The sequence below is a fragment of the Heminiphilus faecis genome (genome assembly GCF_008728965.1).
Classification (GTDB): Bacteria; Bacteroidota; Bacteroidia; order Bacteroidales; family Muribaculaceae; genus Muribaculum; species Muribaculum faecis.
In genome coordinates, this window is sequence record NZ_VSMC01000009.1 from 90,980 (window position 1) to 113,967 (window position 22,988).

22 protein-coding genes, 1 tRNA gene and 1 pseudogene are annotated in these 22,988 nt (G+C 45.4%); 13 read left to right on the forward strand and 11 right to left on the reverse strand.

Translation table 11 applies throughout. From position 1 onward, the window contains the following. Nucleotides 1–14: 14 nt before the first annotated feature. Nucleotides 15–788, forward strand: coding sequence for a dihydroorotate dehydrogenase electron transfer subunit (locus FW767_RS05570; RefSeq protein WP_121698944.1), 774 nt, complete (start codon nucleotides 15–17; stop codon nucleotides 786–788). Then, nucleotides 776–1,681, forward strand: coding sequence for a dihydroorotate dehydrogenase (locus FW767_RS05575; RefSeq protein ID WP_121698943.1), 906 nt, complete (start codon nucleotides 776–778; stop codon nucleotides 1,679–1,681). Before FW767_RS05570 ends, FW767_RS05575 begins: the two co-directional genes overlap by 13 nt. On the opposite strand, the gene FW767_RS05580 is transcribed toward FW767_RS05575, so the two are convergent. The 7 genes from FW767_RS05580 to FW767_RS05610 all read right to left on the reverse strand — a co-directional run bounded on the left by FW767_RS05580 (nucleotide 1,678) and on the right by FW767_RS05610 (nucleotide 7,282). Next, entirely contained in the window at nucleotides 1,678–2,499 is an 822-nt protein-coding gene (locus FW767_RS05580) for a transporter substrate-binding domain-containing protein (RefSeq protein WP_205523825.1), read from the reverse strand. The two genes, FW767_RS05575 and FW767_RS05580, sit on opposite strands and share 4 nt — an antisense overlap. Before the next feature lie 5 nt (nucleotides 2,500–2,504). Continuing rightward, complete coding sequence (locus FW767_RS05585; RefSeq protein ID WP_121698941.1) at nucleotides 2,505–4,496, reverse strand: putative porin; 1,992 nt, start codon at nucleotides 4,494–4,496, stop codon at nucleotides 2,505–2,507. A gap of 151 nt (nucleotides 4,497–4,647) precedes the next feature. Beyond that, nucleotides 4,648–4,735, reverse strand: a tRNA-Ser gene (locus FW767_RS05590). 60 nt (nucleotides 4,736–4,795) lie between these two features. After that, on the reverse strand, nucleotides 4,796–5,233 hold the full coding sequence (locus tag FW767_RS05595) for an RNA-binding S4 domain-containing protein (protein ID WP_121698940.1): 438 nt from the start codon (nucleotides 5,231–5,233) through the stop codon (nucleotides 4,796–4,798). A gap of 4 nt (nucleotides 5,234–5,237) precedes the next feature. Next, nucleotides 5,238–5,801, reverse strand: a complete 564-nt coding sequence (gene pth, locus FW767_RS05600) for an aminoacyl-tRNA hydrolase (protein WP_121698939.1) — start codon at nucleotides 5,799–5,801, stop codon at nucleotides 5,238–5,240. A gap of 16 nt (nucleotides 5,802–5,817) precedes the next feature. Beyond that, a complete protein-coding gene (locus FW767_RS05605) occupies nucleotides 5,818–6,462 on the reverse strand; it encodes a 50S ribosomal protein L25 (RefSeq protein ID WP_121698938.1) in 645 nt (214 codons plus the stop codon). A 199-nt stretch (nucleotides 6,463–6,661) separates the two neighbouring features. After that, the gene (locus FW767_RS05610; protein ID WP_121698937.1) at nucleotides 6,662–7,282 is read right to left on the reverse strand and encodes a hypothetical protein; all 621 of its coding nucleotides are present in this window, start codon (nucleotides 7,280–7,282) and stop codon (nucleotides 6,662–6,664) included. Nucleotides 7,283–7,468: 186 nt separating this feature from the next. Here FW767_RS05610 and FW767_RS05615 point away from each other — a divergent pair, with 186 nt between their 5' ends. After that, nucleotides 7,469–8,419 (forward strand): hypothetical protein, encoded by a 951-nt coding sequence (locus FW767_RS05615; protein WP_121698936.1) that lies wholly within the window; start codon nucleotides 7,469–7,471, stop codon nucleotides 8,417–8,419. A 14-nt stretch (nucleotides 8,420–8,433) separates the two neighbouring features. After that, nucleotides 8,434–8,775, forward strand: a complete 342-nt coding sequence (locus FW767_RS05620; protein ID WP_121698935.1) for a hypothetical protein — start codon at nucleotides 8,434–8,436, stop codon at nucleotides 8,773–8,775. Between the two features lie 40 nt (nucleotides 8,776–8,815). Here the strand turns inward: FW767_RS05620 and rprY are convergent, their stop codons facing one another. Further along, entirely contained in the window at nucleotides 8,816–9,523 is a 708-nt protein-coding gene (rprY, locus tag FW767_RS05625) for a response regulator transcription factor RprY (RefSeq protein WP_121698934.1), read from the reverse strand. Nucleotides 9,524–9,535: 12 nt separating this feature from the next. Then, complete coding sequence (locus FW767_RS05630) at nucleotides 9,536–11,038, reverse strand: sensor histidine kinase (RefSeq protein ID WP_121698933.1); 1,503 nt, start codon at nucleotides 11,036–11,038, stop codon at nucleotides 9,536–9,538. A 287-nt stretch (nucleotides 11,039–11,325) separates the two neighbouring features. Here FW767_RS05630 and FW767_RS05635 point away from each other — a divergent pair, with 287 nt between their 5' ends. The 7 genes from FW767_RS05635 (at nucleotide 11,326) to FW767_RS05665 (ending at nucleotide 19,741) form a co-directional block, all read left to right on the forward strand. After that, on the forward strand, nucleotides 11,326–12,138 hold the full coding sequence (locus FW767_RS05635) for a phosphatidate cytidylyltransferase (protein WP_121698932.1): 813 nt from the start codon (nucleotides 11,326–11,328) through the stop codon (nucleotides 12,136–12,138). A gap of 29 nt (nucleotides 12,139–12,167) precedes the next feature. Continuing rightward, entirely contained in the window at nucleotides 12,168–13,334 is a 1,167-nt protein-coding gene (locus tag FW767_RS05640) for an AIR synthase related protein (RefSeq protein ID WP_121698931.1), read from the forward strand. 17 nt (nucleotides 13,335–13,351) lie between these two features. Further along, entirely contained in the window at nucleotides 13,352–14,725 is a 1,374-nt protein-coding gene (locus FW767_RS05645; protein WP_121698930.1) for an MltF family protein, read from the forward strand. A gap of 36 nt (nucleotides 14,726–14,761) precedes the next feature. Beyond that, on the forward strand, nucleotides 14,762–15,310 hold the full coding sequence (locus FW767_RS05650; RefSeq protein WP_121698929.1) for a DUF3332 domain-containing protein: 549 nt from the start codon (nucleotides 14,762–14,764) through the stop codon (nucleotides 15,308–15,310). A 118-nt stretch (nucleotides 15,311–15,428) separates the two neighbouring features. Then, nucleotides 15,429–17,105, forward strand: a complete 1,677-nt coding sequence (locus FW767_RS05655; protein WP_121699654.1) for a M23 family metallopeptidase — start codon at nucleotides 15,429–15,431, stop codon at nucleotides 17,103–17,105. 134 nt (nucleotides 17,106–17,239) lie between these two features. Further along, complete coding sequence (locus tag FW767_RS05660) at nucleotides 17,240–18,991, forward strand: phospho-sugar mutase (RefSeq protein WP_148464007.1); 1,752 nt, start codon at nucleotides 17,240–17,242, stop codon at nucleotides 18,989–18,991. A gap of 66 nt (nucleotides 18,992–19,057) precedes the next feature. Beyond that, entirely contained in the window at nucleotides 19,058–19,741 is a 684-nt protein-coding gene (locus FW767_RS05665; protein ID WP_121699652.1) for an RluA family pseudouridine synthase, read from the forward strand. On the opposite strand, the gene FW767_RS05670 is transcribed toward FW767_RS05665, so the two are convergent. Further along, nucleotides 19,736–21,037 carry a M18 family aminopeptidase gene (locus FW767_RS05670; protein ID WP_121699651.1) on the reverse strand — a complete coding sequence of 434 codons (1,302 nt, stop codon included), beginning with the start codon at nucleotides 21,035–21,037 and terminating at the stop codon, nucleotides 19,736–19,738. The two genes, FW767_RS05665 and FW767_RS05670, sit on opposite strands and share 6 nt — an antisense overlap. Nucleotides 21,038–21,193: 156 nt before the next feature. On the opposite strand from FW767_RS05670, the gene FW767_RS05675 reads away from it, so the two are divergent. Next, a complete protein-coding gene (locus tag FW767_RS05675) occupies nucleotides 21,194–22,045 on the forward strand; it encodes an ABC transporter ATP-binding protein (RefSeq protein WP_121699650.1) in 852 nt (283 codons plus the stop codon). Between the two features lie 5 nt (nucleotides 22,046–22,050). Then, on the forward strand, nucleotides 22,051–22,851 hold the full coding sequence (locus FW767_RS05680) for a hypothetical protein (RefSeq protein WP_121699649.1): 801 nt from the start codon (nucleotides 22,051–22,053) through the stop codon (nucleotides 22,849–22,851). Nucleotides 22,852–22,862: 11 nt separating this feature from the next. On the opposite strand, the pseudogene FW767_RS05685 reads toward FW767_RS05680, so the two are convergent. Then, nucleotides 22,863–22,988, reverse strand: a pseudogene (locus FW767_RS05685) (IS4 family transposase); the annotation flags it as partial.

Below are 22,988 nucleotides of genomic sequence, written 5' to 3' on the forward strand. Positions count from 1 at the left end.
ACCATATTTTATATATGAAAAAATATATCCTCAATTTCAAGGTTGTTGAGAACCGACATCTGCATGAGTTGTACTCTTTGCTTATATTATCACCGATCGACGGCATGTTGCCTGAAGTACTGCCCGGGCAATTTGTACAGATTGCCGTTGATAATTCCAAGACCACATTTCTTCGCCGTCCGATATCCATAAATTATATAGACCGGAAAAACGGTACGCTGTGGCTGCTTATAAGAAAAGCCGGTGACGGCACAAAAGCCATAACGGAGAAAAAAGCCGGTGATACGATAAACATGGTATTACCGTTAGGAAATAGCTTTAACGCTCCCGAGGAGGCCACACAAGTGTTGCTTATCGGTGGTGGCGTAGGCGTAGCTCCGTTGCTGTATTTGGGCGAGGTTCTGAAAAAAGACGGATATGTCCCCCATTTCCTTATAGGAGCCAGATCTTATAAAGACGTGCTTGAACTGGATGAATTCAACAATATAGGTCAGGTCCATGTTTCTACCGAGGACGGTTCATATGGCGAAAAAGGGCTTGTAACCGCTCATAGCATCTTGAACCAAAAATGGGATAAAATATATTGCTGCGGCCCGGCTCCGATGATGAAAGCCGTAGCCCGAAAAGCATCAGAGATGGGCACTGATTGTGAAGTGTCATTGGAAAACATGATGGCATGCGGACTCGGCGCTTGTCTGTGTTGTGTGGAAAAGACCGTACGCGGTAATGTATGTGTATGTACCGAAGGTCCCGTATTTAATATAAAAGAACTGACATGGCTCGATTAGAAGTAAAAATAGGTGCGTTAGAGTTAAAGAACCCGGTTCTCACCGCTTCCGGCACATTCGGCTACGGTGAGGAGTTCTCCGATTTCATAGACCTTAACCGGCTTGGAGGATTCATCATAAAGGGCACAACGCTGAATCATCGTGAAGGCAACCCCTATCCCCGCATGGCTGAAACGCCCTCAGGTATGCTTAATGCCGTAGGCCTTCAGAACAAAGGAGTGGACTACTTCATCCAAAATATATATCCACGCATAAAAGACGTAGACTCGCAGCTTATCGTGAATGTATCGGGAGCTACGATTGACGATTACGTAGCGGTATGTGAGAAGCTCGCTCCGCTTGACCGCATAAACGCGATTGAAGTAAATATATCGTGCCCGAATGTAAAACAAGGCGGAATGGCATTCGGAACGACATGCAGCGGTGCGGCCGAAGTTACCAAAGCGGTGCGGAATGCATATCCGAAAACCGTTATTGTGAAACTGTCGCCCAATGTCACAAGCATCGCCGACATAGCGAAAGCAGTAGAGGCAGAAGGGGCCGATGCCGTATCTTTGATTAACACTCTGCTGGGTATGGCCATCGATGTCGAACGCCAACGCCCGTGTCTGTCGACAATCACAGGCGGACTATCAGGACCTGCCGTACGCCCTGTAGCGGTGCGTATGGTATGGCAGGTGGCCCATGCAGTCAATATACCCGTAATCGGACTTGGCGGCATTATGGACGGCCGCGATGCCATAGAGTTCATACTCGCCGGAGCACGGGCAGTTGAAGTCGGCACCGCAAACTTCATTGACCCTGCGGTAACCATGAAAATCATCGATTACATGAACGATTATTGTTCACGTCACGGCATAAGCGACATAAACGATATTGTAGGGCTTATTTAGCGCAAATAGCGTTTTTCGAGATTGCGGTATTCGGGAGTGCCCTTGAACTCGATAATCCATCTATTAAGACTATCGGTAAATTCAGGGCGCTTCTTGCCGGCAATCCATGATTGGAACTGAGTAAATGATATATTGGTCGATATATCGGCGTCAGGATAATCAGCAGAAAGCGATTTAGCTATCCGCTCGTTAATCACCGCTTGTTTTATTTCGCCGGTCGCTGTCATTATGAACAGTTGTTCTGCGCCATATTCAGGCTCATAATTTATGTAGATCGTATCGCCTATCTCATGTGCAAGATTATTGATACGGCCCACTATAGAAGAACCGTCAACCACCCACACCGTATCGCCGGCCAAGTCGAGCCGGTTTTTTATTTGCGGTTGCCCGGTAGAGTCTTTCATCTGTACGAGTACCTGCCGGTCAAGCAATACGGGTTCAAGAAAATCATAACGGTCTTTAAACTCTGCCGTCAGCGGTATATCGGCGACAAGTATGTCATACGTCTTGTCTTCTATATGTTCGAGCGACTTGGCAAGCTTTACCACCGGGTGAAACTTCACTGTAAAACCATGTTTCTCCGCCAGCAGTCTTATCATATCGTAATTAAAACCGCCTAAAGTGTCGTCATAACGGTACAAAGACATCGGCGAATACTCTATCGCCACATCGATAGTGTCGCCACCCGAGGGATGCAGCCTCTCGGACTCTCCCGCATACCGGCACCGTCTCAGCGAGTACATAAGAGCCATCACAAGCAACAGCCCTATGAGCATAATCCATGCATGTCCTTTATGTTGAAGCTTGTTCAGAGCCATATCCATTAATTAGCGAAGTCAATCGAAAGTCCCAGTTGGAAACGGCGCGGGTTGAGAGGATAGTGAGGCATCGAGAAGTAATTTGTGCCGTTCAGCCCTTGGTTGACATGCGACATCATTATATAAAATCGGGTTTTGCCTAACTTCATGTTTACATAGGCATTCATAAACGGATAGTTGCCACATTCGATTTCATTCTGGTTATAGAATGCCATTGTAGCCGGCTGATAATCCACCGCCTTATATTTTGTATAATAGTCACAGTCTACTCCAAGCTGGACATCAAGCACTTTTGCTACTTTAAAGCCGAAATAGAGATTGCTGTATACCGATAATTTAGGCAACGGTATTACCGAAGCCTGTGATGTTGTTTGATATACGATACGATTGTCCAAGTGTACAGGTCCGAACTTAAAGTTCTGGTCGAGTGACGCACTCAGTACCTGAACGCTTCCACCGTGCTGGACCGGCAAACAATCAGAATTGAAATAAATTTGGTTTTGTATGTTTTCTACACCGATATTGAGCCGGGTACGGGTATGAGGTATGACAAGCATACCTCCGAGACGCAGACTGCGGGTCTTGCCAAAGTTATTCTCCCAAATGAAGTGATTGGACACATAATGCTGCAACAGATAAGGCACAGCCTCGTTACGGAACTTTCCGTAACCGGTTATTGTGACCGTGTCGCCAAACAATCTGAAACGGGTCGATACATGCCCGTCAATATGCATGTCAGCGGCAACAGAACCGGCAATTCCAAAACGCGCCGTAGCCCCGTACGTGAGTATCGAGCCGTGCTGTTTGGTTAGTTGTCCTCCTATCCACATAAGATTTTCGGTACCTTTGGCCGGCACTTTGTTTTCAAACGGATATGGAGTAAGCCCCTCAGGTTTTTCCGGCATCATATCAAGAGTGTCGGCAGTCTGTGTGTATTTCCTTATCTCATAAGTGGCAAAGGCTGACAAGCCGAAACGAGCTATCTTGTTGAAGCCCTCAAGCAGCGATACCCCCAATGTATTGGACAAGGACCAATATGTGGTCAAATCATTGCTTCCGTTCAAGTCGAAGTAGGTATTCTTCCAGAACTCGCGGTCCTTCTCTGCGTTATCCAAGAATTTATGACTTCCGTTTTTGTAATTCAAGGTCCATGAGAAACTTGTTACCGGCACATACTTTTCTACCGTGGTAGTGTCATCAATCTCTTCCTCTCGCCAGAAGCCCACCTTATATATATTATTAACGTAGAGCTCGCCACCCTTTATGCGGTTAAACGCTCCCGTGAGCCGGGTCGGAATGGCTTTAGGTTCTATTTCATTCTGGCCACCCTGCAATTCCGCCGGGTCGGTAATATAGAGGTCATCGGTGATACCGCCGTTCTCCATGCCGAGGGTGTTCCAATGGTTATAGAATGCCTGCATCTCATACCGTTCTCCGATGTATGATCCCGACAAGCCCCAAGTAAGTCCTTTTACAGCCTGATAATCGTAACTTCCTTTAGAATATATATAATCACACAACGCCCCTACTTGGGCCCGCTGATTAATATTGCCGGAAAAAACGGCATTCAGACGATCCTGCGTAGTCTCTCTATCACCACCGGTGTTGTATGACAACAATGTCATCGGTATTCTGGTGTTATAGAACCGCTGTGTACTAAGTGACGGTAACCGGTTATACAGCGCATCATTGAAAAAAAACGGGCTGTACGGTTCCCTGTCAAAAAACAGCAACGTTTCCCCTGCTCCGCCCGGATTTCCGGTAGTAGCATAAGCTATACTTTGCGCCGAAGGCACCGATCTCTGTCCATAATTGAGCAGTAGCGTATCGACAGGAGCAGGCTCACGCAATCCGAGTGGCGGTATTATCTTCCATGCCGAAGCCACCTGCTGTATATCAGGCCCTTTTTGTTGGGGCTCATCTTCCTTTCTGTTCTGTGCTTGTCCCGACAATGCCATCATTGCCGTCAAGCCTACGATAACAACGGTTTTATTCATATTATCGCAAAGTTACATATTTTACTCAAACCGTGCCCCTTTTCAATGATAAAATAGGTATTCATAAGCTGAATTTACGGTTATAATAATAAGAAAAGTCTTTAATTGTTAGCCCGTTAATATAAAAGCTAATAATTAAAGACTTACCAAGCGGAGTGACCGAGATTCGAACTCGGGATACCCTTTTGGGGTATACACGCTTTCCAGGCGTGCCTCTTCAGCCACTCGAGCACCACTCCATAGCTCTTTGCGCTGCAAAGATAGTCATTTATTTTGTATCTACAGCAAAAATAGACTATTTATTCTTCATCATCTTCGTCGTCAAGATCAAAATCGAAGTCCCAGCCATCATCACATGTGTCCTCCTTAAAGCGCGACAGCTCTCGCCCTTCCCTCTTGGTTGGACGCCCAAGCCCTTTTCGACGATCCACAAATCCGCTGATTTTCACTACTTCAAGCAAGTCAAGTTCAGACTGTGGCGTTATGTTGTCCATGTATTCAGGCACAAGTTTCGCTCCGAGCCGGTTCTCCGTAAGAGCTTTTACCAAAAACGAGTACATGACAGGTGGCTTTCTTACATTGATCGTGTCACCGGGTTTTATCATGCGCGAAGGCTTCGCTGCCACGCCGTCTATCATGACGCGACCTTTTTTACATGCCTCTGTTGATATTGTGCGGGTCTTGAAAATACGCATTGCCCACAGCCATTTGTCTATACGTTCTTCGCTTTTTGCCATAACACTATTTGTTATTGAAATTACACATGGCGAAATCAATACCTGACAGGCAGAATGCTTTTATAGCATCGCATGCAATATCGACGCGGACCGGCATCTGCTGTCGCTGCTCAAGAGAGAAGTGCCCGAGTACATAATCGATTTGACAACCTTTCGGAAAATCGTTGCCCACCCCGAAGCGCAGACGCGCATAAGCCTGAGTGTTAAGCATGGCGGCAATGTTTTTAAGTCCATTGTGACCGGCGTCGCTCCCTGATGGCTTTATTCTTATAGCCCCGAACGGCAGTGCTATATCATCTACAACCACGAGTATGTGGCCGAGGTCTATGTTCTCTTTTTCCTTCCAGTATCTTACGGCATTTCCGCTCAGGTTCATGTATGTCGACGGCTTAAGCAGTATAAGCTGCTTGTTTTTAAGTCTCATACGTGCCACATCGCCGTATCGTTCAGTCTTAAAAGCAATATTGGATGCCTCGGCTAAGGCATCCAATATTCTAAAACCTATATTGTGGCGGGTCCCACGGTATTCATCACCGATATTACCCAGACCTACAATCAAGTATTTCATCTGAAGTAAATCGATTTTATGCCTTAGCTGCGGCACCGCGGGCAGCACGAGTGAGCTGAACGGCACATACGACAGCATTCTTGGCGTTCATCAATTCAAGACCCTCGAAGTGCAGGTCACCGATCTGAAGAGTCTTGCCGAGGCCGAGGTGGTCGATATTGATCACAACACGTTCGGGTATAGCGGTATAGGGAGCCTTAACCTTGATTTTCTTCATTGAGAGTGTGAGCTTACCACCGGCTTTCACACCTTCGGCGTGGCCTTCAAGCTTAACAGGTACTTCAACTACCACGGGCTTGTTCTCGTTCACTTCAAGAAGATCTATGTGAAGGATGGTGTCTTTTACCGGATGGAACTGAACTTCACGAAGCACTGCGTTTCTCTTTTCGCCATTGAGGTCAAGCTCGATAGCAAAAATGTCGGGAGTGTATATAAGTTTGCGCACATCCTCGTTCGATACCATCAAATCGGTAGTTATGATACCGCGCTTTGCGTCGATTTCAACGAGTTTCTCTCCTGCTTTGAGAGTGCCGGTATACGGGAGTTCCACGATTTCGCCACCGTTAAGTACTACGGGGATTTTGTTTTCCTCACGAAGAGCCTTGGCTGCTTTCTTGCCGAGATCGGTACGAGGTTCGGCTGTCAATTGATAAGTTTTCATTTTGTTGAAATAATTAATTGTGTTACTCAAAATTAAGTGATTCAATAATGCTCCTTAATTTCCCATCACACGGGGATGCTAAAAAGCGGGGCAAAGGTAATGATTTTTTATGAAATATCATAATATTTCCATTCTTAAATCCCCTTTTGCCGAAAAAGTCCGTGAAAACCGAACAAGACAATCGTATTTATTCTATTTTTTAATCCTTGATTGTAACTTTACCGTCAGGCGATATTTCGAATTTAACTTCGTAGTACACCGCCGACTCCACTCCGTTGGCCGAGATAGTCTCTTTACCCTTTTCCTGCACATTCATTACGATACCGGTAGTGTATACATCACTGTTTTTCTCCAACTCTATTTCATATCTAAACAGACTTAAGAATTTGTATTCTTCCGGCAACATGGCTTTGCATGCCTCAATGTTTTTCTTAAGATCGTCAACCGTTAGTTTAAGTTCCGGTATGCCGGCAAATTTTTTATTTTTATAAAAGTTGCCGCCTTTAGGTTCAGGAGCGGTAACGTTTGGCCACAAATTCTGAAACACAATCTGATCATCAGAGTTTATCATATATGCATATATATTTCCCAACGTATTGGAACATTCATCCTGACTGCCATCAGCCCTAATAGTCAAAGACAAAACACGCCATTGATTCTGATCGATTTTTCCGAGACACTCCACGATATCAGCGGCTGCACCTTCGCTGTCCATAGACAAACCGCCTGAAGCCGATTCGGCCAATTTGGAAATCTGATTACACGACGGCAGCAAGATCGCCATCACAAGCACTGCGATTAAATAATTGAGTTTTTTCATTGTTAAATAATTATTAAGTTTTGACAAAAAATAATTTCGCAAAATTACACAATATGTGCTTTTTACCCCCCCCCATTAGTTAAATTTGGTTAATCAGACCAATATTGGCTATTTATGAAAAATACTAATAAAAAACATGTGCGATTATTAAAGGATAACATTATTTTTGCACAAAATATCAATTATATGAAATTCACCCATATAAAAAACATGTCATATGCCATTATGGTATTAATGCCATGCACTTTAAACGCCCAACTCAATATTATTGCTCCGGAGGACGGAGTGAAAGAATATACCGTAGCTAATTCCGAGCCTTACGACAGCCTTATACCGTTTTACGACCCGCATTTTACAAAATTTCTGGGACAGACTCTATTCATGCACGGATCTGACGAACACAAGATCGGATATTATGATGCTTTCTTTACCGGAAATATTTTAAAAGGAAAGCACGAAGTATACAGACAAATGGAGGGGCGCACCGGTTATACCGATCCGGAGGCTGTAACCGGCAAGTATTATGACGTGATAAAAGTATGGACCCAACCGGCGGGAAAATATTTTAATTACTGCCTGCTGTTACGTGACAACAAGACAGGCGAAGACATTTATTTCAAGCCGGGGACGGCTACACGGGCTTTTACATGTGTAGGCTTTTACGACAAAATGAAAACGATGCATGTAGGAAGTACGTTCGAAGCGCTCGGGACTAACGTAAAGAGACTGGAAGGCGGTATCATACGCACTGAAAAAGGCGAAGAGTACCGATGTATCGACATTGGCTTGGAAATGAATAAAAACGACGGTGCTTTTATTATACTTGAAAACTCATCGGGCGATAAGGTAAAATCAATACCGTTCGGACGCACTGTCACCGGCTTCGTCAGCAAAGATATTATTAAAGAGATGTCTAAAAGTTTCGGAGACAAATTCGGGCCACAGATAGCAAGAGGCGACATAGACATAGCTATGACGGAAGAGATGGTAGCTACAGCATGGGGGCGTCCTTACCGAGTTGAACAAGCGGAGGTGAAAGGCAAAACATTTAATTACTGGTATTATCCCAATAATCGTTATGTGACCTTTCAGAACGGGAAAGTACTCCGCATACAACAGATTGATTCTTATTGGTAAATATCCGCAGTCATATGATGATAATACGCAACAGAGTGCTTCCTATAGGCCGGCGCTTCAGCGCAATAAACATATGCGGACTGCTTTTTGTAAAACAGAGTGCCGAACTTACCCCCGAACTGCTGACTCACGAGCGCATACATACGCGGCAGATGACCGAACTGTTTATCATACCGTTCTATATAATATATGTGGCGGAGTGGCTTGTAAGAGTCGTTTTGTCGGGCGGCAATCTTTTCGGGAGCTACCGGGCGCTGTCGATGGAGCGCGAAGCCTATCGATATCAGGACGACCCCGGTTATCTTAAACGGCGTCGAAGGTTTGCACAATGGCGCAACATACAAAAGGCGCCCTGACAACAATGTCAAAGCGCCTTTATTATATGTCAGGCAAGTATCAGTTTTTACCTTCAACCTCCGGAGCGATGAGCTTGTAGCCTTTGCCGTGTATGTTTATGATCTCAATCGAGGGATCATCTTTAAGATGCTTGCGCAGCTTGGTGATATACACGTCCATTGAACGGGCGTTGAAGTAGTTGTCGTCAATCCATATGGTCTTTAGTGCGAAATTGCGTTCAAGTATCTCATTGACGTGAGCACATAAAAGGCTAAGCAGTTCCGACTCCTTTGTTGTGAGCTTGGTGACTTTGTCATCAATCATAAGCACCTGTTTCTGTGTGTCAAAGGTAAACCGGCCGATCTGATACATAGTAATCTCCTTACCTTTCTTGCCCTTTACACGGCGCAGTATTGCCTCTATACGAAATACCAGCTCTTCCATCGAGAAAGGCTTGGTGATATAGTCGTCAGCTCCTATCTTGAATCCTTCAAGTATATCTTCTTTGAGCGACTTTGCCGTAAGGAAAATGATGGGTACTTCAGAGTTTACGGTGCGGATTTCCTGAGCCAAAGCGAAACCGTCTTTTTTCGGCATCATGACATCAAGCACGCAGAGGTCGTATTTCCCCTTGAGGAACGCTTTGTAACCGGCCTCTCCGTCAGGAAACAGGTCGGCGTTGAAGCCCTTTGCCTGAAGATATTCTCGCAGCAACATGCCAAGATTTTCGTCATCTTCGCATAGTAATATACGCAAACGTTCTTCCATAATCGTTTAAGTTTAAGTAAGTGGTAATATAATTATAAATGTTGTTCCTATCCCTAATTCGCTTTCCACGCGTATGTCGCCTTTAAGCTCATGCACCATTTTATGCACATAAGCCAACCCGAGGCCGAAGCCTTTCACGTCATGGCGATTGCCGGTGGAGACACGATAAAATTTCTCAAATATCTTTTTTAAGTCATCGCGCTTGATGCCTATGCCATTGTCTGAAATACGAATCTCAAGGCGCGTCCCCGAGATGTCGGCTGTCGTGACTTTAAGCATTAACGGTTCGTCGTCACGGCGATATTTCACTGCATTATCAAGCAGATTGAAGATGACATTGGTAAAATGCATCTCATCCACTTCGACAATAGCGTCGGTGGCATTTAGTTCACTTACAATTTTGCCCCCATAGCTCTCCACTTTCAGTTTGAATGTAGACACTATGTTGGATATGGCCTTGTTTGCATCTATCTCCTGCAGACGCAAAGTGGCTTTCTGGCGGTCAAACATAGACATCTGCAGCACCTTCTCTACTTGAAAACGCAAGCGCTTTGTCTCATCATTTATCACGGTGGCTATATGCTGCATCATCGTTGACGACTTTCTTACCGAATCATCATTGAGCATCTGTGCCGCAAGCGAGATTGACGATATCGGAGTCTTGAACTCATGGGTCATGTTGTTGATAAAATCGTTTTTCATCTCTGTAAGACGCTTCTGTTTAAATGCGATAATGATAGTATATAAGAATACTATCAACAGAATAAAGGTGAATATAAACGACGGTATCATAAACTTGACCGACGACATTATATAATCCTTTTTAGTCGGAAAATATACTTTTAGATAATTGATGCGGCTGGCGGGGTCATTTGGGAAAAGAGTCTGGATAAACATATTGTTGCGCCCGGCCTGAGCGGGATCATACCCGCTTGACTGATATGCCACACGACCGCCGCGATTCACGACGGCATACTCAAAAGGCAGGTTAAGACCGTTGTTCTCAAATTCGGAACGCAGATAGCCGTCAACCGCCGCAGAGTCGGCACGCTCCTGTATAGGACGGTTGCTCGACTGGCTGAGTATATTGAGTATGACTTCATTGAGGAGTCCGCGCTGATATAGATACTGCCCCTTGATTGACTCCTGTATGTCACGGTACTTGTCGGCTGTCGAAGAGTCGATTTTGGGCAATGATTTTGGATCGCCTTGTATAGTAAGTTCGATACCGTCGGGAGTAGTATATGACAGATTAAAGCGGTTGTTACCCCTCTTGCTGTCAAATTGGGAGTATATCGATTGTTCTATAACATCGACATCTTCTTCAAGAAAATGCCGAGTCTCGTCCTGTTCAAGTGTCGTGGTGACCCCGTACAGACTCCTACGCACACCTTCGGCAAACTGGTCGTCGCGCATCTTGACCATGTTATTCATATACATGATCTGAATGTATAACAATCCGCAGAAAGTCAGAGCCATTATTATTGTGAGGAACCAAATAGTCGCTTTTTTCATCTTATCAATGATGTAACACTTGCGTGAAACTTCTTTTATATTATATAACGTTAACAAATAATAGCGTTAAATGTTTTCTCGCAGAATCGAAATAGACCGGGGCGTTTTAACATTTAAATGCAAAATTAACATAATTCGCGGAAAATCCAAAAAAATATGGGACATATTATCAATATAATTTTATGTACGATATTTATCAGCTGTTTATGAAAGTTGATCAGCCGAAATTTCCATGTGTCACTTTTTTTGTGTACTTTTGAACCCCGAATTAATATGCATTCGTACAAATGAAAAATATATTGTTGCGCAGTATTTCCGGCGCAATCTATGTTGCTCTTATATTGGCGGGAGTCCTTATAAACAATTGGACTTTTCTCGCTTTATGTGTGTTGTTTACTATATTGTCACTTATTGAGTATTTTTCGCTTGAATTGCATACGACTGCATCGCGGCACAAATATTTGACATGTATTCTTGATGTGGCCGGCGGTGTGGCTATGGTGAGCGGCACATGGCTGTTGGTTACCGGTTGGTGCATATACGGTATTGCCGCGTACCTGATATATTTGCTTGCAAGACTTATCACGCAATTATACATAAAAGACGTCGACCCTGTAGCTTCGTTGTCAAAATCGTTCTTGGGGCAACTGTATATAGCCTTGCCGCTATCCACGATTATGTTTATATATGCCAGTTCACCTTATCTGGTAATGGCTATGTTTATTTTCATATGGCTGAACGATACGGGCGCATTCATTGTTGGATGTTCTATAGGACGTCACAGACTCTTTCCACGTCTGTCGCCAAAGAAGTCGTGGGAAGGTTTTTGGGGCGGTCTTGTTTTTTGTATAGCCGCGGCTTTTGTTATTAAGTCATTTTGGCCGGATACCTATACACTTACTACCTGTCAGATGGCCGGGTTTTCAATAGTGGTATCGGTATTTGCCACATGGGGCGATCTTGTGGAGTCTATGTTCAAGCGTTCGCTTAACGTAAAAGATTCCGGTAAAATAATACCGGGACACGGAGGAATCCTCGACCGTATAGATTCATTGCTGTGTGTGGTACCTGCAGTGGCTTGTTACTTATTATTTATATAGAATTTGTAATGATATAAATATTCATCACTATGAGCGATCAAAGATATGACCTGCGCGGAGTGTCGGCATCGAAAGAAGATGTACACAACGCCATAAAGAACGTTGATAAAGGTTTGTTTCCCAAAGCATTTTGCAAGATAATACCCGATTATCTTGGCGGTGATGCCGAATGGTGCAACATAATGCACGCCGACGGAGCGGGCACAAAATCATCATTGGCCTACATTTATTGGCGCGAGACGGGCGACCTCAGTATCTGGAAAGGCATAGCTCAGGATGCGCTTATAATGAATATAGACGACCTGTTATGTGTGGGAGCGACCGACAATATACTCGTAAGTTCTACGATAGGTCGCAATAAGATGCTTATACCGGGCGAAGTGATAGCGGCCATAATAAACGGCACGGAAGAGCTGCTCTCCGAACTCCGTGATATGGGAGTGTCAATCTACAGTACCGGAGGTGAAACCGCCGATGTCGGAGACCTCGTACGCACCATAATTGTCGACAGTACTGTAACATGCCGCATGAAACGAGCAGATGTCATTGACAACGCCAACATAAAAGGCGGCGATGTCATTGTGGGGCTTGCAAGCTACGGACAGTCTGCATATGAAAAAGAATATAACGGAGGCATGGGGTCCAATGGTCTTACGTCGGCCCGTCATGACGTATTCTGCAAGATACTCGCCGAAAAATATCCTGAGAGTTTCGATGCCGCAGTCCCGTCAGAGCTTGTTTATTCCGGCACGATGAATCTGCTCGACAAAGTAGAAGGCACACCTCTGGATGCCGGCAAACTGGTGCTTTCCCCTACCCGTACTTATGCTCCTGTCATCAAGAAACTTCTTGACACCATGCGTAGCGACATACACGGTATGGTACATTGCTCCGGAGGCGCACAGACAAAAGTCATGCACTTTGTAGACCGCAAGCATGTCGTAAAGGACAATCTGTTTCCAGTACCGCCGCTGTTTGACATGATACAGCGTGAGTCAGGCACCGACTGGAAAGAGATGTATAAAGTGTTTAACATGGGTCATAGAATGGAGATATATCTGTCTCCGGAACATGCTTCCGAAGTAATAGCTCTGTCAGAATCCATGGGTATTCCCGCGCGCATAGTAGGCCGTGTTGAAGACAGCGACAGCAACCGGCTCACAATTATCTCGGAAAAAGGCACATTTGAATATTGATTCCGCCGTGCAGGTATATGAGAGGTCTTTTTGCAATCGCAGCTGTCGCAATCCTCACGACATTGGCCGTAGCATGCAACGGTAGAAAAGGAAATTCGCAGGAAGACCATTCGCCCGGCGAGCTTCCCGACACATTGCGTGTAGGTACTCTTTACAGTCCTACCTCCTATTTTATATATAGAGAGGAGAAAATGGGCTACGATTATGATCTGATGATGTCTTTCGGCGCCGACAAAGGTATTGTCATAGACCTGCATGTGGCGCCAAGCCTTCCGGCACTGATAGAGATGCTCGACTCCGGAGAAATAGACTTGGCCGCTTATGAAATACCGGTCACAGCCGAATTTCGCAAGCATATCATGCCGTGCGGCCTTGAAAACATAACCCATCAGGTACTCGTACAGCCGAAAGGTAAAGACCGCATCACCGATGTGACCCAACTTATCGGCAAAGAGATTTATGTCGAAGAAGGTTCAAAGTATCAGCACAGGCTGAACAATCTTAACGATGAGATAGGTGGAGGTATCATAATACATACGGTAGATCAAGATACTCTTATTACCGAAGACCTTATCGAGATGGTATCGACGGGTAAAATACCGCTTACAATAGTTGACAGCGATGTGGCACGGCTCAACCGTACTTACTACAACTCCCTTGACGTCGGGCTTGAGATAAGTTTCGAGCAACGATCGTCATGGGGTGTACGCCCAGACATGCCTTGGCTGGCCGATACGATAAACGAGTGGTTTATAAAAAGTGAACCCGCACAAATACAGGCACGATTGCTCAAGCGCTATTTTGAGCTAAGCAAGGAGAGTCCGCAGTTCAACATAGATTTGTCAAAAGGACGCATATCGCCCTATGACGAACTATTTAAAAAATATGCAAAAAAAATCGGATGGGACTGGCGTCTCATAGCATCGCAAGGTTATGCTGAAAGCCACTTCGACACGACTGTCGTATCATGGGCCGGTGCACGCGGACTTATGCAGATCATGCCGCGTACGGCAAGGGCCTACGGCTTGTCGGCCGACCGCATAACCAATCCTGAAGCCAACATAAAGGCAGCCGTAGATATAATCGGAGATCTTGACAAATCACTGAAAAAGCATGTGCCCGATTCAGTCGAGCGCCGCAAGTTTGTAATAGCAGCATATAACTCAGGCATAGCCCATGTATATGACGCTATAGCGCTTGCCGGGAAATACGGCAAAGATGCACGGATATGGAACGGCAACGTGGCCGATGCCATACTTATGAAAGCCAATCCCGAATACTATAATGACCCGGTATGTAAATACGGATATTTCCGCGGCAAACAGACAACCGCCTATGTGACAAAAGTAATGGATTTCTATGAACGTTGCCGCAGACAAATACCCCGTTGACATCAATTCCTTAATTAACATAAATATATTACGATTATGAAGAAAAAGTATCTTAGTGTGGCTGTAGTTCTGGCGTTGTGCGCCTCGATGCTCTCAACATCATGCATAGGCAGCTTTGCTCTTACCAACAAACTGCTCGCATGGAACCAGACAGTCGGCAACAAGTTTGTAAACGAACTCGTATTTTTCGCTTTCTGGGTAATACCAGTCTATGAAATATCGGCATTGGCCGACGTACTTGTCTGCAACAGCATTGAGTTCTGGAGCGGTAACAATCCCGTGGCTCAAGGCACAAAGGTGATTGACGGTCAGGACGGACGCTATCTTGTAGAATGCGACAAAACAGGATATACAATAACCAGCGAAAACGACCAAAGCGTAGTGCGTCTTGACTTTGATAAATCCGACAATTCTTGGAGCGTTTCGGTCAACGAAGGCGAAAGCTACAAACTCATGACATTTGTTGACGACACACATGTAAAAATGATAGCTCCCGACGGCGGCATGCAGATAGTAGAACTGTCACAAGCCGGAGTATATGCTTACCAGCAAATGGCTGCCGACAAATACTACGCCGCCCGTTAAAGCGGATATAACATTTTATAACCGGTCTTATGCCTCTGACAGCATTTTTATGGCGTCAGAGGCTATTTTTATTTAGACGAAAGCCGTAACTTTGAATACTCAAAATAAATGAAAACAAATGAAACATTACAGATACATCTTAACTGCGGCTGTATTAACAGCATCATCAGCTTTTTGCAATGAGAAACTGCCGGAGCTGTCAAAGCCGCTTAATATACCGTTGTTTTTGAGTGGAAACTTCGGCGAATTACGTAACAATCATTTCCATTCCGGCATAGACTTAAAGACCCAAGGGCGTATAGGATTGCCGGTATTCAGTGTGGATGACGGTTACGTGTCACGCATAGTGGTATCACCGTGGGGCTTCGGACGTGCCGTTTACGTGACTCATCCGGCATCGGGTCTCACCACCGTATACGGGCATCTCGATTCTTTCTCTCCTAAGATTGACAAGACTATACGCAGAATGCAGTATGAACGTGAGCAGTTCAGTATAGACTGTGAATTTAAGCCTGACGAGTTGCCTGTCAAGCGAGGCGAAACAATCGGCAAAAGCGGCAATGCCGGTTCATCGGGCGGTCCGCATCTGCATCTTGATGTGCGCGACACCTCTACAGGTGAAGCGATTGATCCGCTACCCTACTTCCGGCGTCATATAACCGACAATGTAGCTCCTGAAGTAAGGGCCGTGGCTCTTTATCCCGTGAAAGGTTCAGGGGCGGTAGAGAGCATCGATAAGCCGTCGGTACATACACCTGCGGAGCTAAACAAGCCATATTCTGCGTGGGGAGAGGTAATCCCTGCCATAAAAGCCTATGACCGCATGTCGGGCACACATAATATATACGGGATTAAGTACATGACACTGAAAGTCGACGGTAAAGAGGTGTATAATCGTACAATAGAACGTTTCGATTTTGACAACACACGAGCCATACATACTCTTGTCGATAACGACGCTGTAGTCAACCACGGCTCTTGGATGATGTGGACACTCATTCCCCAGTCGGCACCATTGGACCATATGATCACTTCATGTGACGGCGGAGTAATAAACATAAATGAAGAACGCGAGTATAAATGCGAATGGATACTTGCCGACGAGTACGGCAACACCCGTCGTGTGCCCTTTACCATACAAGGACACGTTAGTGATATTGCCGAAGTCAGTCCTAAGGGCGACAGGTTAGACTACAAAGGACACAATACCTACTCCATCGACGGTATTAAAGTGGATTTTCCTGCAGGAACATTTTATTCCGACATAGACTTCTCGGTAAGCAAAAGTCCATCCGCAGAATATATTACACCTGTATATCACGTAGGCGACCGAGCCATACCGGTCTCCGGCAGCTATAAACTGACAATTGACCTCCCTGACGATACGATAGCCGACAAGTCGAAATACCTGATGGTGCGTATCAACGGCAAGCGGGTAAGTCGCGTTGACAGCCGATATGAGGACGGACGTGTCACAGGCACACCGAGCGCTCTCGGAAATTTTGCTGTCACTACCGATACCAAAGCACCCCGGATACGGCCCGAAGTTCCGGCCCGTTGGGGTAAAACCGGTGTTATTAAAGTGAAAATCAGCGACAATCTAAGCGGTATAGATAATTATCGCGGAGAGATAGACGGAAAATTCGCACTGTTTGAACTTGACGGAAAGACAGGACGACTCAACTTCAGGATGGATGCCTCACGCTGGACACGGGGAACAAAACACGACCTTGTCATCTCTGTCACCGACGCATGCGGCAATACGGCACGGCATGAAAGCAAATTCACATGGTAAAAGGCTCCGCATTCAGTTAACGACTTGAAAAAATTCACTAAGCCGGCCAAATATATTAACAACCGGCTTGGTTTTATAACTTCAATATGCTATCTTTGCCTATATAATATAACACCTAAAAACAACTGTCATACATGGAAAATGAAGATTTGATGAAAGTAGTGACCGAAAAAGCCAACATGTGGTTGGGCGAAGGTTACGATGACGCTACGAAAGCTGAAGTAAAACGTATGCTTGAGGCGGATGATAAAACCGAGTTGATCGACTCATTTTACCGTGACCTTGAATTCGGGACCGGCGGTCTTCGCGGCATCATGGGTGCCGGCAGCAACCGCATGAACAAATATACCGTAGGAGCCGCCACACAAGGGCTTGCCAACTATCTTAAGGTCGCTTTCAAGGATCTGCCCGAAATTTCAGTCGTAGTCGGTCACGACGTACGCAATAACAGCCGTTTATTTGCCGAAATAGTCGCTGACATATTCTCGGCCAACGGTATAAAGGTATATCTTTTCGACAGTTTCCGCCCCACTCCGGAGCTTTCCTACGCGATACGCGAACTCGGCTGTCAGAGCGGAGTCAACATCACGGCATCGCACAATCCGAAAGAATACAACGGATACAAAGCTTACTGGTCTGACGGTGCACAGATTATCGCACCCCATGATGTGAATATCATCGACTATGTAAACCGCATAAACGGAGTCGGTGAAATCAAGTTTGACGGTGATAAATCCAAAATTCAGATTATCGGTGAAGAAATCGACAATAAGTTTCTTGCCGCCATCAAGGGTCTGCAACTCAGTCCGGAGGCTGTGAAGCAATATCATGACCTGAAGATCATATATACGCCTATACATGGTACGGGAGTGGAACTGATACCCGCTTCACTGAAGAATTACGGCTTCACAAATATCATCAATGTGCCCGAGCAGGATATACCCAGCGGTGATTTCCCCACTGTCGAGTCGCCCAATCCCGAGGTGCCGTCCGCAATGGCCATGGCTATCGAAAAAGCCAAGCAAGTCGACGCAGACCTTATCCTTGCATCGGACCCCGATGCCGACCGCATAGGTTGCGTGCTTCGCGATGACAACGGAGAGTACGTGCTCATCAACGGCAACCAGATTGTCATGATTCTTCTGAACTACATCATGACCCGCAACAAGGAGCTCGGCCGCATTACAGGTAAAGAATATATCGTAAAGACTATCGTGACAACCGAGACCATCAAGTCTATCGCCGAACAAAACGGGTTCAATATGTACGACTGCTACACAGGCTTTAAATGGATTGCAGCCGTAATACGCGATAATGAGGGTGTGGGCCGTTATCTTGGAGGCGGCGAAGAGAGCTACGGCTTCTTGGCTGAAGACTTCTGCCGTGACAAGGATGCGGTATCGGCTATATCGCTTATGGCCGAAGCGCTTGCTTGGGCCAAGACCAAGAATATGAACTTCCTGCAGATGCTTCAGGATATATACATTAAATACGGATACTCACATGAAGCCGGCATATCGCTCGTGCGCAAAGGCAAGACCGGTGCTGAAGAGATTGTAGCCATAATGAAATCGTTCCGCGAGAACCCGCCTAAACAACTTGCAGGAAGCGATGTGGTGACTGTCAAAGATTATGCCGACCTTAATATGAAAAATCTTAAGACTGGCGAAATCACCAAGATGGACATGCCCACGACCAGCAACGTGTTGCAGTTCTTTACGGCCGACGGCACAAAAGTATCGATACGTCCTTCTGGAACCGAACCCAAGATCAAGTTCTATGTCGAAGTCAAGGGTGAGATGAAGACCAATGCCGATTATGCGAAAGCCAACAACGAAGCCAACGCTAAAATCGAAGCTATCAAGAAAGACCTCGGCATCGACTGATAATAATAGTATAAAATATTGCGGGCGGCTCGTTAAAAGTCGCCCGCAACTATATACATTAACGACATGGAAGTAGTCTACGAAGACAACCACCTTATTATAGTGAACAAAGCTCCCGGCGAGATAGTACAAGGCGATAAAACCGGTGACCGGCCTCTTGTCGATGAACTAAAACAGTGGCTTAAAGAAAAATATGCCAAGCCCGGCAATGTATTCTGCGGGGTAGTCCATCGCCTTGACCGTCCTGTAGGCGGACTTGTAGTCTTTGCCAAAACGTCAAAAGCGTTGTCAAGGATGAACGAGATGTTTAGAAACGGAGAGGTAAAGAAGACATATTGGGCCATAACACGCAACTGTCCTCCGAAACAGGCCGACACACTCACTCACTACATAACTTCGACCGAGCGCAACAATAAGTCATATGCATCTGATACGGAGAAAAAAGGCTCACAACGTGCCGTGCTTATGTATCGGTACATAGCATCGTCAGACCGTTATCACCTTCTTGAAATAAATTTGCTCACAGGACGCAAGCATCAGATAAGAGTGCAGCTTTCCGCAATCGGATGCCCGATTAAAGGCGATCTGAAATATGGTGACAAACGCAGTAATCCTGACGGAAGCATATCACTGCTGTCACACCGTATAGAGTTCATCCATCCCGTAATCGGAAAACCGATAGACATAACAGCACCGTTGCCCGATGACAACCTATGGAGGGCGATAGCGGCTGACGTTTCAGAGCTATAGCTCATAAAAGCGGGTAAAAGCCTTTATAGTGTATATATGATCGGCACATGAAGCGGTCTCGCGAACCGAATGCATGGCCCACAAAGCCGCACCCATGTCTACGCCACGCAAGTCAATCTGCGAAGTAAGTATATTGCCGAGCGTTGACCCTCCCGCCACATCGGAGTGGTTGACAAAATACTGACACGGCACTCCTGCTTCGGCACATATCGATTTAAACACCGCGGCGGAATCGGCGTCGGTCATATACTTGCAATTGGCATTTATTTTTATCACGGGTCCGCCACCAAGTACAGGATGATTGGTAGGATCCTGTTTCTCTACATAATTTGGATGCACGCCATGGGCGTTATCGGCCGAAATCATAAATGAGTTTGCAACAGCCCTCAGATAGTCCTCTTCATTACCGCCGAGGCTGTCTGTTATGCGTCTCATTATATTCATCAGTACCGGCGATGCAGCTCCTTGTTTTGTACCGGAGCCGGTCTCCTCATTGTCAAATATGGCCATCACACGCGTCATAGGCTGTCCTCCCGCTACATTGAGCAGTGCCGACACTGCGGCATGTACCATAGACAGGTCATCGAGACGTCCTGAAGATATAAATTCATCATTCAGCCCTACCCTGCAGGCTTTAGTCGTATCATACAGCGACAGGTCCATGTCAAGTATGTCTGCCACCTCAATACCAAGGCGCTCTGCGACCGTGCGCATGACAAGTCCGTCTTTCTCCACTGCATTCCTGACTGCACCGATAACCGGCAGCATATCTTTTTGCCTTGACAGAGGATTGCCCTCGTTCACAGCTCTGTTGAAGTGAATTGCCAGATGCGGTATAGTAAGTAACGGTCTGTCAAATCTGACAAGCCGGGTGACAGGATGCAAAGCATCGGTCCCTTTCAGAAGCACTCGTCCGGCAATCGACAACGGTCGGTCAAACCAAGTATATAATATGGGGCCTCCATAAACTTCCGTATTCAGTTTTATTATATTACCGTCAGTAAGCATCTCAGGCTTCGGCTTGATTCTGAAACACGGAGAGTCACTATGAGCCGAAATTATTTTAAAACCGTCATTCGCCGACCCGTCGCCGACAATGAATGCGAATATCGCGGATCCGTTTTTAGTGACATAATACTTTCCGCCCCTATGCAGACGCCAAGCATCGCCTTGTTCAAGTGCCTTGAAACCGGCTGTGTCAAGCATTTTTTTTAGAGTATCTACGGCATAAAAGTTGCATACACTGTCATCAAGAAACCTGCACAGCCCTTCGACTTCGGCATTATATATATTCATAATCTGCTATTCTTTATATTAATATCACAAATATATGAAATGCGCCTTTGTTTTACAATACGCAAATTCATTATTTTCAAAAAAGTTTAAAAGAAATTTGGATAATAAATAAATTGGCACTACTTCGCGGTGTACTAATAAACTAATACACTCATTATGCTCGAAATTGACAACCTCACGTTTAATTATCCGAAGCGGCGCGAAAATGTACTCAATGACTTTTCGCTTCAGCTTGCTCCCGGAGGCATATATGGACTTTTGGGGCGAAACGGAGCCGGGAAATCCACATTGTTATATCTTATATGCGGATTGCTCTTCCCACAGAAAGGACGTGTACTTTACAAAGGAGCCGACACACGTCGGAGACTTCCCGACACGCTGTCTGACATATTCATAGTGCCTGAAGAGTTTACCCTACCGGCTGTGTCGCTTAATCAGTATATAAAAATAAACGGGCCTTTCTATCCGAAGTTTTCGGTGGATGACATGCATCGCCACCTTTCCACATTCGACATAGCTCCCGATATAAACCTCGGAGCACTGTCTATGGGGCAGAAAAAGAAAGTTTACATGAGTTTTGCTCTTGCATGCAACACATCGCTGCTACTCATGGACGAGCCCACCAACGGTCTTGACATACCGGGCAAAAGCGCATTCCGCCGTTTTATAGTCTCGTCAATGCGTGAAGACCAGACCATCATCATCTCCACACATCAGGTAAGAGACATAGACTCGGTTCTTGACCATGTGATAATAATGGACAATCATAACGTACTGTTCAATCATTCTGCGTTTGACATAACCCGTGCATTGAAGTTCGCATCGACACAGGACCGCGACATCATTCAACGCGCCCTTTATACACAGAATAATCCATCGGGAGTCACAGTAGTGCTGCCGAACAATGATGACGAAGACTCACAACTTGATCTTGAAGCGCTGTTTAATTTCGCGCTTGAATCGCCCGGGCTTCTTAATAGACAATTCACGAACTTATTAGACAACTGATCAGTATGTTTTCAATCACACGTTTCGCCGATACATTTGCCAAAGAACTGCGCGAAAACAAGCGCACCTTATTGATGAGAGTATTAGTTATGACCGGTATCATGTGTCTGTTTACTCTGTTTATAGTATTTCAGCAATATGAAAAGTACGGCACAGACCCTGACAGAGCCGCAGACCCTTTATGGGTCAGCATGCTTGGGCTGTTTGTATGGTCGATAATCATATTCGGAGCTATAAGCGCTTCCAATCTGATGAAAGATATGAGCGATCGGCAAAGCCGTCTTTCAACCATCATGTATCCGGCCTCACAGTTGGAAAAGTACCTCGCACGATGGATTATATACATTCCGCTATTTCTTTTAGCGGCATTGGCGGCATGTTTTCTTTCCGACCTGTTGCGTTATATAATATGCCGTAGCGTCATTCCCGGCTCCGCAGTAGCATTAAAACTGATAACTCCATCAGAGTTAACTGATTATATTGAACAATACGAAATGTGGTCAGAGGTAAATGTATTCTGGATGGCAGTATTGTTTTCACAGTCGCTTTTTGCACTTGGCAGTATATTCTTCCAGAAACATCCGGTTGCAAAGACATTTATCGCAGTCATGCTCATAGCGACCGTCTACTATTTCATCGGTTACGGGACATATAGGATTTTCGACTCCGGCTACTGGTATTCCGGTATGATTTCGGGCGAACCATCCATGGGCCTGTTATGGTGTCTTGTCATATTTGGATGCATTATCAACTATGCACTTTCCTACTGGCGTTTCCGCGAAAGCGAGATAATACAACGATGGTAATTCTATAAAGTTTAAGTAGATGACAAAAATTTGAAAACATCAAATTTTGGGGTATAAGTCGAACGCATAAGTATGGTAAAAATCTCTTCCAGACCATACTTGACAAACGACTTTGCCTTTCTTCCGTGTTTCAGAAT